Origin of the sequence: Pseudomonas sp. MYb193 (assembly GCF_002966775.1) — a bacterium.
Classification (GTDB): domain Bacteria; phylum Pseudomonadota; class Gammaproteobacteria; order Pseudomonadales; family Pseudomonadaceae; genus Aquipseudomonas; species Aquipseudomonas paracarnis.
The window spans coordinates 1618840-1633369 of record NZ_CP023269.1 but is presented as its reverse complement, the minus strand read 5'-3'; the positions used below and the strand labels follow the sequence as shown (position 1 = coordinate 1633369).

11 protein-coding genes are annotated in these 14530 nt (G+C 59.9%); 5 read left to right on the top strand and 6 right to left on the bottom strand.

The window, feature by feature from the left end; translation table 11 throughout:
• The first annotated feature begins 2 nt into the window (after positions 1-2).
• The 5 genes from CLM72_RS07605 (at position 3) to CLM72_RS07585 (ending at position 9165) form a co-directional block, all read left to right on the top strand.
• Positions 3-3164, top strand: coding sequence for an efflux RND transporter permease subunit (locus CLM72_RS07605; RefSeq protein ID WP_105226070.1), 3162 nt, complete (start codon positions 3-5; stop codon positions 3162-3164).
• Positions 3161-4618: an AdeC/AdeK/OprM family multidrug efflux complex outer membrane factor gene (gene adeC, locus CLM72_RS07600; protein WP_034134942.1), complete on the top strand. Its 1458-nt coding sequence runs from the start codon at positions 3161-3163 to the stop codon at positions 4616-4618. The genes CLM72_RS07605 and adeC overlap by 4 nt, the downstream gene beginning before the upstream one ends.
• 181 nt (positions 4619-4799) lie before the next feature.
• Positions 4800-6050, top strand: coding sequence for an OprD family porin (locus CLM72_RS07595; protein ID WP_105226069.1), 1251 nt, complete (start codon positions 4800-4802; stop codon positions 6048-6050).
• 82 nt (positions 6051-6132) lie between these two features.
• On the top strand, positions 6133-7032 hold the full coding sequence (locus CLM72_RS07590; protein WP_105226068.1) for a polysaccharide deacetylase family protein: 900 nt from the start codon (positions 6133-6135) through the stop codon (positions 7030-7032).
• 471 nt (positions 7033-7503) lie between these two features.
• Complete coding sequence (locus CLM72_RS07585) at positions 7504-9165, top strand: M91 family zinc metallopeptidase (protein WP_105226067.1); 1662 nt, start codon at positions 7504-7506, stop codon at positions 9163-9165.
• Between the two features lie 18 nt (positions 9166-9183).
• Here the strand turns inward: CLM72_RS07585 and pcaC are convergent, their stop codons facing one another.
• The 6 genes from pcaC to pcaH all read right to left on the bottom strand — a co-directional run bounded on the left by pcaC (position 9184) and on the right by pcaH (position 14527).
• Positions 9184-9582, bottom strand: coding sequence for a 4-carboxymuconolactone decarboxylase (gene pcaC / locus CLM72_RS07580; RefSeq protein ID WP_034125971.1), 399 nt, complete (start codon positions 9580-9582; stop codon positions 9184-9186).
• Between the two features lie 10 nt (positions 9583-9592).
• On the bottom strand, positions 9593-10384 hold the full coding sequence (pcaD, locus tag CLM72_RS07575) for a 3-oxoadipate enol-lactonase (RefSeq protein WP_105226066.1): 792 nt from the start codon (positions 10382-10384) through the stop codon (positions 9593-9595).
• Positions 10385-10394: 10 nt separating this feature from the next.
• Positions 10395-11759, bottom strand: coding sequence for a 3-carboxy-cis,cis-muconate cycloisomerase (locus CLM72_RS07570; protein ID WP_105226065.1), 1365 nt, complete (start codon positions 11757-11759; stop codon positions 10395-10397).
• A gap of 10 nt (positions 11760-11769) precedes the next feature.
• The gene (locus tag CLM72_RS07565; RefSeq protein WP_032893116.1) at positions 11770-13065 is read right to left on the bottom strand and encodes an MFS family transporter; all 1296 of its coding nucleotides are present in this window, start codon (positions 13063-13065) and stop codon (positions 11770-11772) included.
• A 189-nt stretch (positions 13066-13254) separates the two neighbouring features.
• Entirely contained in the window at positions 13255-13821 is a 567-nt protein-coding gene (gene pcaG, locus CLM72_RS07560) for a protocatechuate 3,4-dioxygenase subunit alpha (protein WP_073522586.1), read from the bottom strand.
• A 1-nt stretch (position 13822) separates the two neighbouring features.
• A complete protein-coding gene (gene pcaH / locus CLM72_RS07555; RefSeq protein ID WP_105226064.1) occupies positions 13823-14527 on the bottom strand; it encodes a protocatechuate 3,4-dioxygenase subunit beta in 705 nt (234 codons plus the stop codon).
• Between the last annotated feature and the right edge of the window lie 3 nt (positions 14528-14530).

Genomic DNA, 14530 nt, shown 5'->3' with positions numbered 1-14530 from the left:
CCATGTCGAAATTTTTTATCGACCGTCCCATTTTCGCCTGGGTAATTGCCCTGGTGATCATGCTGGTCGGGGCACTCTCGATCCTGAAGTTGCCCATCAACCAATACCCGGCCATTGCGCCAACGGCCATTGATATCCAGGTGACCTACCCAGGCGCGTCCGCACAAACCGTGCAGGACACCGTGGTGCAGGTCATCGAGCAACAGCTCAACGGTATCGACAACCTGCGTTATGTCTCCTCGGACAGTAACTCCGACGGCAGCATGACCATCACCGTGACGTTCAACCAGGGTACCAACCCGGATATCGCTCAGGTCCAGGTACAGAACAAGCTCAACCTGGCCACCCCACTGCTGCCGCAAGAAGTGCAGCAACAGGGTATCCGCGTGACCAAGTCGGTGAAGAACTTCCTGATGGTGATCGGTCTGGTGTCGGAAGACGGCAGCATGACCAAGGACGACCTCTCCAACTACATCGTGTCCAACATCCAGGACCCGATCTCCCGTACCGCGGGGGTGGGTGACTTCCAGGTGTTCGGTTCGCAGTACGCCATGCGTATCTGGCTCGACCCGGCCAAACTGAACAATTACCAGCTCACGCCAGTGGACGTCAGCAATGCCATCAAGGCCCAGAACGTGCAGGTGGCCACCGGCCAACTGGGCGGCCTGCCTGCCCTGCCCGGCACCCAGCTGAACGCCACGATCATCGGCAAGACGCGCCTGCAAAGCACCGAAGAATTCGCCAAGATTCTGATGAAGGTGAACACCGACGGCTCGCAGGTTCGCCTGGGTGACGTCGCGCGCATCGAACTGGGCGGCCAGAACTACAGCATCAGTGCACAGTTCAACGGCAAGCCGGCCTCGGGTATGGCGATCAAGCTGGCGGCCGGTGCCAACGCACTGGACACTGGCAAGGCCATCCGCGAAACAGTGAAGTCCCTGGAGCCGTTCTTCCCGCCTGGCATGAAGGCGGTGGTGCCCTATGACACCACCCCGGTCGTGACCGAATCGATCTCCGGTGTGGTTCACACTCTGGTCGAAGCGATCGTGCTGGTGTTCCTGGTGATGTTCCTGTTCCTGCAGAACTTCCGTGCCACCATCATCACCACCATGACCGTACCGGTGGTATTGCTGGGTACCTTCGGGATCCTGGCGGCGTGCGGCTTCACCATCAACACCTTGACCATGTTCGGCATGATCCTGGCCATCGGCTTGCTGGTGGACGATGCCATCGTTGTGGTGGAAAACGTCGAACGGGTAATGGCCGAGGAGCACCTGTCGCCCAAGGAAGCAACGATCAAGTCCATGGGCCAGATCCAGGGCGCCCTGGTGGGTATTGCCCTGGTACTGTCGGCGGTACTGCTGCCGATGGCATTCTTCGGTGGTTCTACCGGTGTGATCTACCGGCAGTTCTCCATCACCATCGTTTCGGCGATGGCGTTGTCGGTGCTGGTTGCCCTGATCTTCACCCCGGCTTTGTGCGCCACCATGCTCAAGCCGATTGATCCGGAAAAACACGGCCAGCCCAAGCGCGGCTTCTTCGGCTGGTTCAACCGCACCTTCGACCGTGGCGTACTCAAGTACGAGCGCGGCGTGGGCGGCATGATCAAGCACAAGATCCCGGCATTCCTGGTGTATGCGCTGATCCTGGCCGGCATGATCTGGATGTTCACCCGTATTCCAAGCGCGTTCCTGCCTGAGGAAGACCAGGGTGTGATCTTCGCCCAGGTACAGACACCGGTCGGTGCTTCGGCTGAGCGCACGCAGAAAGTCGTCGACGACATGCGCGCCTTCCTGCTGAACGACAAGGAAGGCGAGCCAGGCGAAGGCAAGGCGGTGAAGTCGGTGTTTACCGTGAACGGCTTCAACTTCGCCGGTCGTGGCCAGAGCTCCGGGCTTGCGTTCGTGATGCTCAAGCCGTGGGATGAGCGTGATTCGAGCCAGTCGGTGTTCGAAGTGGCCAAGCGTGCCCAGGGTTACTTCTTCGGGGCCTTCAAGGACGCCATGGTTTTCGCCATCGTGCCGCCTTCGGTGCTGGAGTTGGGTAACGCCACTGGTTTCGACGTGTTCCTGCAAGACCAGGGTGGCGTCGGCCATGACAAGCTGATGGCTGCACGTAACCAGTTCCTGGGTGCGGCGGCACAAAGCAAGGTGCTGGCCGGCGTGCGTCCTAACGGCGTGAACGACGAGCCGCAGTACGAGCTGACCGTTGACGACGAGAAAGCCAGTGCCCAAGGCATCAGCCTGGCGGATATCCAGCAGACCCTGGCCATTGCCTTGGGTGGTAGCTACATCAACGACTTCATCGACCGTGGTCGCGTGAAGAAGGTGTATGTACAAGGCGACGCCGCCAGCCGGATGTCGCCCGAAGACCTGGACAAATGGTACGTGCGCAGCAACGACGGGAAAATGGTGCCGCTGTCGGCCATCTCGTCGGGCCAGTGGATCTACGGTTCGCCCAAGCTTTCGCGATACAACGGTGTAGCGGCGATGGAAATCCTCGGTACCCCGGCACCGGGCTACAGTACCGGTGACGCGATGGCCGAAGTCGAACGCATTGCCAAAGAACTGCCGGCCGGTATCGGTTATGCCTGGACAGGCCTGTCGTATGAAGAACGCCTTTCCGGTTCCCAGGCGCCAGCGCTGTACGCACTGTCTCTGCTGGTTGTGTTCCTGTGCCTGGCAGCGCTGTACGAAAGCTGGTCGATTCCGATCGCGGTGATTCTGGTTGTACCTTTGGGTGTGATCGGTGCGTTGATCGCCACCAGCATGCGCGGCTTGTCCAACGACGTGTTCTTCCAGGTGGGCCTGTTGGTGACGGTGGGCCTGGCGGCGAAAAACGCCATCCTCATCGTTGAGTTCGCCAAGGAACTGCACGAGCAAGGCAAAGGCATCGTCGAGGCGGCTATCGAAGCGTCCCGCATGCGTCTGCGCCCGATCATCATGACCTCGTTGGCGTTCATGCTCGGCGTATTGCCGCTGGCGATCTCCACGGGCGCCGGCTCAGGCAGCCAGCATGCGATCGGTACCGGCGTGATCGGCGGTATGATCACGGCCACAGTTCTGGCGATCTTCTGGGTACCGCTGTTCTACGCAACGGTATCCGCCGCTGGCGAACGCAAAAAGAAAGACACTACTGAAACTCCTAAAGAGGCTGGCCAATGAGCAAGTCGCTACTTTCCCTAGCCGTCACCGCATTCGTGCTCAGTGGCTGCTCGCTGATACCTGACTATCAGCGTCCCGATGCGCCGGTGGCCGCGCAGTTCCCGCAGGGGCCGGCGTATTCGTCGGCCCAGGCGCCGAGCCAGGCCGCTGCCGAGCAAGGCTGGAAGCAGTTTTTCCATGACCCTGCCCTGCAACAGCTGATCCAGACCGCGTTGGTGAACAACCGTGACCTGCGTGTCGCGGCGCTGAACATCGACGCCTATGCAGCGCAATATCAAATCCAGCGTGCCGACCTGTTCCCGGCCGTGTCGGCCACCGGTAACGGCAGCCGTTCGCGCACCCCGGCCAAGCTGTCGCAGACCGGCGAATCGACCATCGCCAGCCAGTACTCGGCAGGCCTTGGGATCAGCTCTTATGAGCTGGACCTGTTCGGTCGCGTGCGCAGCCTCAGTGAAGAAGCGCTGCAGAAGTACTTCGCCACTGAAGAAGCACGTCGCAGCACCCAAATCAGCCTGGTGGCCAGCGTAGCCAATGCCTACCTGACCTGGCAGGCCGACAAGGAGCTGCTCAAGCTGACCCAGGACACCCTGGCGGCCTTCGAGCAGAGCTACAAGCTCACCTCGCGCAGCAATGAAGTCGGCGTGGCCTCGGCCCTCGACCTCAGCCAGGCACGCACCTCGGTGGAAAACGCCCGCGTGCAACTGGCCCGCTACACCCGCCAGGTGGCCCAGGACGAAAACAGCCTGACCCTGCTGCTGGGCACCGGCCTGCCGGCGAATATCGCCAGCAAGCCGCTGTCCGATGACCTGCTCAGCGAAGTGCCGGCCGGGTTGCCATCGGACCTGCTGCAACGTCGTCCCGACATTGTGCAGGCCGAGTACAACCTCAAGGCGGCCAACGCCAACATCGGCGCGGCCCGTGCGGCATTCTTCCCGAGCATCAGCCTGACCGCCAGCGCCGGCACTGCCAGCCCTACCCTGGGTGGCCTGTTCAAAGGCGGTTCGGGGACCTGGGCGTTTGCCCCGCAGATCAACATCCCGATCTTCAACGCCGGTAGCCTGCGCGCAAGCCTGGACTACTCGAAGATCCAGAAAGAGATCAACGTGGCCAACTATGAGAAGGCCATCCAGACCGGCTTCCAGGAAGTCTCCGACGGCTTGGCCGCGCGTGCGACCTACAAGCAGCAACTGGATGCCCAACGCGGCTTCGTCGAGGCTAACCAGGATTACTACCGGCTGGCCGAGCGTCGCTACCGCATTGGTGTCGACAGCAACCTGACCTTCCTCGACGCCCAGCGCCAACTGTTCAGTGCCCAGCAATCGCTGATCACCGACCGCCTGGCGCAGCTCACCAGCGAGGTCAACCTGTACAAGGCCCTCGGCGGTGGCTGGAACGAGCAGACTGCGAAGAACGAGCCGTTGAAAGAACAAGCACCACCGTTGAAGTTGTTCTGATAGCGCAGATGTGAAAAACCGCTTCCCTCACCGGAAGCGGTTTTTTTATGCCTGCATTTTTACCTTTACAACTTGCGTTCGATCATCGCCCACAACCCGCCCACCCCCACTTTCATCGCCCCCGCACCGCCGCGCACCATGGCCGCCACCTGCATAAACCCAATAACAACAGGTTCACACCATGAGCACTTTCCAACCGCGCCAGCTGTTGCTGGCGGCTGCTGTCGCCAGTTCTGCCCTGCCCGTTCTCGCCCAGGATCACGGCTTTCTCGAAGACGCCAGCGCCAACCTCAACCTGCGTAACTTCTTCTTCAACCGCAACTTCACCAACCCGACCAAGGCCCAAGGCGGGGCGCAGGAGTGGACGCAAAGTTTCATTCTCGACGCCAAGTCCGGGTTCACCCAAGGCACAGTCGGTTTTGGTGTGGATGTGCTGGGTTTGTACTCGCTCAAGCTCGATGGCGGGCGTGGCACGGGCGGCACGCAGTTGCTGCCGCTGGACCATGACGGTCGGCCAGCCGATGAGTTTGGCCGGCTGGGCGTGGCATTCAAGGCGCGCTTTTCCAAGACCGAGCTGAAGGTGGGCGAATGGATGCCGGTGCTGCCGATCCTGCGTTCCGACGATGGCCGCTCCCTGCCACAGACCCTGCGTGGCGGGCAGATCACCTCGAAGGAAATCGACGGCCTGACCCTCTATGGCGGCCAATTCCGCGCCAATAGCCCGCGGGACGACGGCAGCATGAGCGACATGTCGATGTTCGGCAAAACCGCCTTCACCTCCGACCGTTTCAACTTCCAGGGCGCCGAATACGCGTTCAACGACAAACGCACCCAAGTCGGCGTGTGGAATGCCCAGCTCAAGGACATCTACAGCCAGCAGTTCGTCAATCTGATCCACAGCCAGCCTGTGGGCGACTGGACCCTGGGCGCCAACCTGGGCTTCTTCTACGGCAAGGACGACGGCAGCGCACGCGCCGGCGACCTGGACAACAAAACCTGGTCCGGCTTGTTCTCGGCCAGGTACGGCGGCAACACCTTCTACGTCGGCCTGCAAAAACTCACCGGCGACAGTGCCTGGATGCGCGTCAACGGCACCAGCGGCGGCACCCTGGCCAACGACAGCTACAACTCCAGCTACGACAACGCGCAGGAGAAATCCTGGCAGGTTCGCCACGACTACAACTTCGCTGCCCTCGGCATACCGGGCCTGACCCTCATGAACCGCTATATCAGCGGCAGCAACGTGCACACCGGCACCATCACCGACGGCAAGGAGTGGGGCCGCGAGACCGAAGTAGGCTATACGGTGCAGAGCGGCACGCTGAAAAACCTCAACGTGCGCTGGCGCAATTCGAGCATGCGCAGGGACTACAGCAACAACGAGTTCGATGAAAATCGGTTGATCGTCAGCTATCCGATCAGTCTGCTGTAAACCGGCATAGCACTTACTGTATGGTGCGCGCCTGCCGCTGCTGATCCCCCCAGCAGCGGCCTTTACTCGGGCCCTGCACGGCATGAAATCCTTCGCTACAGCAATCGCACTGTTTGCCCTGGCTTTGAGCCTGGGGGGCTGCATCAGCGCCCCCATCGCCTTGACGCCACAGACCGAACAACGCCTGCTGGCCCAGGCGCCGATCCGCTTTTTGCTGACCTTCGATGACGGCCCAAGCGCCTCGGGCTACAACAATCCGAGCCGTTCGGTAGTGGCGGACCTGGCCAACAACCCGGTGCTGCCGGGGATCAAGGCGGTGTTCTTCCTGCAGACCGAAGCCGCTCGCTCCGGCGGCAGTGCCCGGGGGCGCAAGACCATGGAACGCGAATTCGCCGCCGGCCATGTCCTGGCCTTTCACACCGCCACGGCGTTTCACACCAATCATCGCTGGCTGAACGACGCCACCCTGGAACACACCCTTACCGAAGGGGCTGCCGACATTGCCGCCATCACGGGCGCGCGCCCCGTGCTGGTACGCCCCCCCTTCTGGAACTACGACAAGCGCACCTTCGCCGCCTACCAACGCCACGGCATGCACGTACTGCTGACGGACTTGAGTGCCAATGACGGCAAGATCTGGGGCTTCAACGCCAGCCCGCGTCGGCGGGCCAACCTGTATCGGCAACTGTCGGTGGTGCGCGAACGCATCGCCTTGGGTGAACTACCGACAGTGGAGGGCGTGATTCCGGTAGTGGTGACCTTCCATGACATCAATCGCTACACCGCTAGGCATATGCAGGAGTACTTGCAGATCCTGATGGACAGCGCGCGGGTCAACGGATTGAAGACCGCTGCCCAGCCGTTCTATGCCGACCACGCCGCGCTGGAACGCGCAGCGCTGGCCCGGACGGTCAAGGCTGTGAACGAGCCGGTGCATCTGCCGGGGGTGTGGAATTGGGTGTGGGATGCAGATACTCACTAAGAGGGAAAGTCGCACCGACCTATATATCTATTTGCAAAAATGATCATTCTAAAAACACTATAAAACTGTCATTTATATCAGCGCCCCCGCCAATACCGAGCTCATAGAGTTGTCGACGATCGTTGTCGTCAGCAGGCATTGGACGCCGCCGTCAATGCCATCGAACATCGGCTCATGTTGCGGGAGGGTGTGTACTTGGACATCAAGCGATGGGACGCCGCCAACACGGCTCGAGCACCTCCTTGATCTCGCTACGGGTCACACCCAACTGCAACGCGCAACCCTCGCCCGCTCGGTGAAAATTGCAAACGAAGCGGTACTTCTGCCGGGGGCTATGGCACTGGCTGTGGGGCGCCGACGCAAACTAAGCGTTCCGCAACAATTGGACTTATCGGTAGATACAGACATAAGGAACCAACCCTCAAAGCTCGCCAATAAAGAGGCACATAATCCTTCATCTACAGGTAACCCATGATCACTCAGTCCTCCTTCACCCAAATACCAACGGCTGCCCCGATACTTTCGTCGCCCTCACTTGCCTCTGGGCCTTCCAGCATTGCAACGGCGACTATTATTGACATTCCTGGTTTCAGCGACCCTCGCTACGACAAGTACCGTCGCCACAGGTTAAACGCATTCTCACGTCTTACACCAGACCAACTCGCAGACAAAGAAAAATACATCAACTCTGAAACATTACGACACGACAAGAATGTAAAAATAACTCATGAGGTAACCATCAATAGCCCGGATCGAAAGCCTGCCACTATCGCAGACAGCCACTTGGTAATTGAAACAGGTAACACCCATGACCGCATCAGAATAAAAAAAGGACCCGGCGAAAGTTTAACTGTACTCATCAATGAAATACCCTACCAACTAAATAACATGGCGTTCATAAATACCCCAATCTTCTGCTTGCGGATCAAAACAAACGGGGGCGACGACTGTGTGCTTGTCGACTCGGATGTTGAATTCCCTGTCGATATCGACTTAGGGGAAGGCAATGATTACGCCCGGGCGGGTTCAGGATACACCCTCATGCGCGGAGGGTCAGGCAACGACACGCTTAAACTCGGCAGAGGCGATGGTAAAGCATTCGGAGGGGACGGCGACGATCTGATGATCGCCGGTACCGGTCATGGCATGCTCAGAGGCAATAATGGCAATGACCGCATGCAAGCTGGCGAGGGCGTTGAAGGACGAGTTTTGTACATGGACGGGGGGGAGGGTCACGACTTTATGATTGTCACAAAAAACACCCTTGATAACCCGACTATTTTGCACGGAGGTAAAGGCGAAAACCTCATCGTCACTCACGGCAAGGCGACCGTATATACCGGTCGCGATAAAAACATTGTTCGCACGCACAGTGACGACACCGTAATCTACGCCAAACCAACGGATGAAGTTCATCGTACGTCGGGCTCGACATTGACTCACACCGCCTACAAGGAACTGGGACACAGCGGGTATCTTGTTGACGGCTCTCAAGATTTCGTACAAAACGTAAACGACGATATTGACCTATTACGCCTCTCGCCGGTAGGCAAGCAGATGTTAGCTGAGGGTGACTCGGCAGCAAAACGTAATGATGCCCCTACGCTAATTAAAGAAACCGCCGACGAAAACGCTTATTACTACTACAACAATTCAAAACTAAAAAAACACTTTTCCACAAACAGGCCTAAGGACTTAGAATCTAAAGACCATTCGAGAGGGCAAGACTTCGGGGGCATTTTAATAACAGACGACTTAGTAGGATTAACACCGTCCGACTACGGAAAAATTATTTCCAACCAACCCGGGGACGTCGCGAACGCAGGCGAAATACATTACAACCCCTCCTTTTCCATGTTTGATGGAAGTGGTCCCATTGTGGCTCTGTACCATGAGATGGCTCATGCGTATAACGGAGCCAACGGCACCGTGCTACCCGGGAGAACAAATCGGGAGCATAAGCCCCTCGGGGAACGCGATGAAGAACACCAAGCGGTTGGATTACCCACCGACGCACGGCCGTTCAACTTCATCAACAGTCCATTTGCGAAACCCACCACAACCAACCCGAAGCCGTTCACTGAAAATACACTCAGAGAAGAATTCCAACTGCCACTCAGAGAGGATTATTAGAAAAAGGGCCAGCGCCTATCAGGCTGAACCTCGGGACTCAACCCCCAACTCATCCCACACTGACTCAGCCAAATGAAACGTCGCATTCGCCGCCGGGATCCCACAGTAAATCGCACTCTGCATCAGCACTTCCTTGATCTCGGCGCGGGTCACGCCGTTGCTGGCGGCGGCACGCAGGTGCAGCTTCAGTTCTTCACTGCGGTTCATGCCGATCAGCATCGCGATGGTGATCAGGCTGCGGGTATGCCGAGGCAGGCCGGGGCGGGTCCAGATGTCACCCCAGGCGTGGCGGGTGATCATTTCCTGGAACTCGCTGTTGAACTCAGTCAGGGCATTGAGGCTGCGGTCGACATGGGCATCGCCCAGTACTTCGCGGCGCACCTGCAGACCCTCGGCGTAACGTTGTTTTTCGTCCACAAATAGCTCCTCAGCGGGCCAGCAGAAATTCGATCACCCGGTCGCTGAAAGCAGCACCGGCCTGCACGTTGGACAGGTGCGCCGCATAGAACTCGGCATACTCGGCACCCTGCACATGGTTCTGGATAAAGTGGCCGCCGGCTGGCGGCGTCACTGCGTCTTCGGTGCCGGCAATCACCAGGGTCGGCACCTTGATCGAGGACAATTGCTCACGAAAATCCGCATCGCGCACAGCGCCGCAGTTGGCGGCATACCCCTCGGGCGACGTAGCTGCGAGCATGTCGGTGATCTGCTTGGCCTGGTGCGGGTTGGCGGCGGCGAAATCCGCGGTGAACCAGCGCGCAATCGACGCATCGCGCAGCGCCACCATCGCGGCTGCGCCATCACGCAGGACCATTTCGATACGCGGGTTCCACACCTCGGGCGTGCCGATATTGGCCGCGGTATTACACACCACCAGGCGTTGCAGGCGCTCGCCGGCATGAATGCCCAGCCATTGGCCGATCAAGCCGCCCATGGACAGTCCGCAAAAATGCGCCTTCTGGATATCCAGCGCATCCAGCAGCGCGATCACGTCTCGGCCCAGTTGCTCGATGCTGTAGGGCCCCTCGGTCACCAGGGATTGGCCGTGGCCACGGGTGTCGAATCGCAGCACACGAAAATGCTCGGTAAAAGCCGGTATCTGGATGTCCCACATATGCAGGTCGGTACCCAAGGAATTGGACAGCACCAATACCGGTGCGTCGGCGGGCCCCTCGAGTTGGTAATGCAGTTCGCCCTCGGCGAGTTGTACAAAAGCCACAGCGTTCTCCTCAGGCAGTCAAAGCAAAATGTTCGGTCACCGCACGCGTGACCCAGGTAGACGCCTGGCCCAGGTAGTGGACAGGGTCGAGCAGGCGATCCAGTTCAGCCGCCGACAGCTCGGCGGTGACGTGCGGCTCATCCGCCAGTACCGCGCGCAAATGGCGCTGCTCGGCGACCGCACGTTTGCAGCACTGTTCCAGCAGATGGTGCGCGGTGTCACGGCCCAAGCGTTGGGCGAGCACGATACTCACCGCTTCGGCCAGTACCAGGCCTTGGGTCAGGTCGAGGTTCTGTGCCATGCGTTCGGCATTCACCTCCAGCCCTTCACTGACCAGAATTGCCTGATGCAAGGCACCGGATACCAGGCGGCAAATTTCCGGCAAGGTTTCCCATTCGGCATGCCACAAGCCCAGGCTGCGTTCGTGCTCCTGGGGCATGACGCTGAACATTGTCGCCACCAGGCCGGGTACGCGGGTGGCTGCGCCGATCAGCACCGCGGCGCCCACCGGGTTACGCTTGTGCGGCATGGTGGAAGAACCGCCCTTGCCCGGCGCCGAAGGCTCGAACACCTCCGCCGCTTCGGTCTGCATCAACAGGCTGATATCGCGGCCCAACTTGCCGAGGCTACCGGCGATCAGACCGAGCAGGCTGGCAAACTCCACCAGGCGGTCACGCTGGGTGTGCCAGGGTTGCTCCGGCAAGCCCAGTTGCAACTCGGCGGCCAAGGCCTCGGCCACAGGCATGGCGTGTTCGCCGAGGGCCGCCAAAGTGCCCGACGCGCCGCCAAATTGCAGCACCAACAAGCGTGGTTTCAATTCGGCCAAGCGCTGGCGACTGCGCGTCACCGCGCCCAGCCAACCGGCGATTTTCATCCCCAGGGTGACCGGCGTCGCGTGCTGCAACCAGGTACGCCCGGCCAACGGCACGGTGGCGTAACGCTGAGCCTGGGCGGCCAACACCTCCCCCAGGCGAGCCAGGTCGGCCTCGATCAACTCCACCCCACGGCGCAGTTGCAGCACCAGGCCGGTGTCCATCACATCCTGACTGGTTGCGCCCAGGTGTACATAACGCTCGGCGTCGGCGTCCTCACTGGCGATCAACTTGCCCAACGCCTTCACCAGTGGAATCGCAGAGTTGCCCGCCGTGGCAATCGCGCTGCCAAGGGCATCCACGTCATACAGCGACGCCAGGCACGCCTGGGCAATCGGTGCGACGGCGGCCTGGGGAATCAACCCTACGCGGGCCTGCGCCCGAGCCAGCGCGGCTTCGAAATCCAGCATGCCCTGCAAGCGCCCCTGGTCACAGAACACCTCGGCCATGCTGTCAGCAGTGAAATAAGCGTCGAACAGTTGATTGCTCGTGCGCAACGTCATAACTCATCCCTTACAGATCGTGATGCAGGTACGCCGCCTGTTTCGGCAGGCGCAAGCTGAACAGGAAGGCCACCGCCATCATCGCGGTGACGTACCAATAAAAGGTGTTTTCCATGCCGATGGATTTGAGGCTCAGCGCAACCACTTCTGCCGAACCGCCAAACACCGCGTTAGCCACCGCATACGCCAGGCCCACGCCCAAGGCACGCACCTGGGGCGGGAACATCTCCGCTTTGACCAGGCCGCTGATGGAGGTGTAGAAGCTGACAATCGCCAAGGCCAGGGTGATCAGCACAAATGCCAAAAACGGGCTGGTCACGGTTTTCAAAGTCAGCAGGATCGGCACTGTGAACAACGTGCCAAGGCCGGCAAACCAGAGCATCGAATTACGCCGGCCGATCTTGTCGGCCAACATACCGAACAACGGCTGCATGCACATGTACAGAAACAGCGCGCCGGTCATGATGTAGCTCGAGGTCTTGGCGTGCATGCCGACGGTGTTCACCAGGTACTTCTGCATGTAGGTGGTGAAGGTATAGAAAATCAGCGAGCCGCCGGCGGTGTAGCCCAGCACCGTAATGAAGGCTTTGCCGTGGTCGCGAAACAGCGCGACGATACTGCCGGCGTCCTTGTCTTCGCGCATTTCCTTGCTGGTGGTTTCTTTCAGGGTGCGACGCAGCAGCAGGGAGATCACGGCGGCTATGGCGCCGATCACAAACGGGATGCGCCAGCCCCAGGCACGCAATTCTTCTTCGGTGAGGATCTGTTGCAGGATCACCACCACCAGCACCGCCAGCAACTGGCCGCCGATCAGGGTCACGTACTGGAACGAAGCAAAGAAGCCACGCTGGCCCTTGAGCGCGACTTCACTCATGTAGGTGGCCGTGGTGCCGTATTCGCCGCCCACCGACAAGCCCTGGAACAGTCGTGCCACTAACAGCAGCGCCGGGGCCCAGGCACCGATGTCGTTATAAGTGGGCAGGAAGGCGATGACCAGGGAGCCGCCGCACATCATCAGCACCGAGATCATCATCGAGTTCTTGCGCCCGTGCTTGTCGGCCACCCGGCCAAACAACCAGCCGCCGATCGGTCGCATCAGGAACCCCGCGGCAAACACACCGGCGGTGTTGAGCAACTGCACCGTGGGGTCGTCCGAGGGGAAAAACGCCGGGGCAAAATAAATCGCGCAGAAGGCATAGACGTAGAAGTCGAACCATTCGACCAGGTTGCCGGAGGACGCACCGACAATCGCAAAGATCCGTTTGCTGCGTTCTTCTCCGGTGTAGTGGCTGGTTTTTGTTGTCATGTTTTTTTCTCAGTGGGAACGGTTATAGCCTAGACATACTTTGCAACAACCCTGTTCCGCAAGCAGACTTTTGGATAGGTGGAGCCTGAGAGGGCCTCATCGCGGGCAAGCCCGGGTCCCACATTTTGTGTTGTGAACACATTCAAAGGTGGGAGCTGGCTTGCCTGCGATGGGGCCCCTACCGCCAACTCAATAGTCGAAGAACACCGTTTCCTTATCTGTGCCCTGCAAAATCACATTCCACTGATATACCCCTGCCGCATCCGCCTGGGCAATCAAGGTGCCACGACGTTCTGCCGGCACACACGCCAGCAACGGGTCATCGCCGTTCAAGGCCTCACCGTCAAAATAAATCCGCGTCAGCAAGTGCTTCACCAACCCACGGGCAAACACCAGCACCACCAAATGCGGCGCCTGGGTGGTGCCCTTGAGCCCCGGCACACTGCCCGGCTTGATGGTGGTAAAACGAAAACGCCCTTCGGCATCCACCGGCACGCGGCCGAAACCTTCGAAGTTCGGGTCTAGCGCTTTGTCCTGCTCGTCTTCGGGGTGAGCATATTTGCCGGCGGCGTTGGCCTGCCAGACTTCCAGCATGGCGTCGTTGACGACATCACCGTTGCCGTCCACCACTTGCCCGCTGATCGCCACGCGTTCGCCAAGGGTGGCGGTGACGGTCAGGTCTTCACGGTTCAGCCAGGTCAGGCCAATGTGGTAATACGGCCCGACGGTGTGGGACGTGGTCGCGTTGAGTGTCATCTCATTTCTCCATCGGCGTGGCGTCGCGGCCGCGCAGGACGATGTCCCAGCGGTAGCCGAGGGCATAGGAAGGAATGGTTTTTTCCAGGTCGAAGCTAGCGATCAAGCGTTGCTTGGCGCGGGTATCCGGCACGCAGTTGTAGATCGGGTCGTACTCCAGCAACGGGTCACCCGGGAAATACATTTGCGTCACCAGGCGCGTCAGCACGCTGGGGCCAAACAGCGAAAAGTGGATATGCGCCGGGCGCCAGGCGTTGTGATGGTTGCCCCACGGGTAGGCGCCGGGCTTGATGGTCTGGAACTGGTACCAGCCATCGGCGTCGGTGACGGTGCGCCCGGTGCCGGTGAAGTTCGGGTCCAGGGGTGCATCGTGCAGGTCGCGCTTATGGTTGTAGCGGCCGGCGGCATTGGCCTGCCAGATCTCCACGAGGATGCCCGGCACTGGCCGGCCGTTTTCGTCCAGCACACGGCCATGAATAATGATGCGCTCGCCTTGCGGCTCGCCCTCATGCTGGGCTGTCAGGTCGTTGTCCTTCTCATTGATACGTTCGGCGCCGATGGTCGGGCCGGTGATTTCCGACAAGGAATGGGGCAGGAACACCAAAGGCTGGGACGGCGAACGCAGGTTCGTCGACTGGTAGGCCGGGTGCAGGTAATCAGGTTGAGTGCCCGCTTGCGGGCGCCGGTAACCGGGCTTGTCACTCATGGA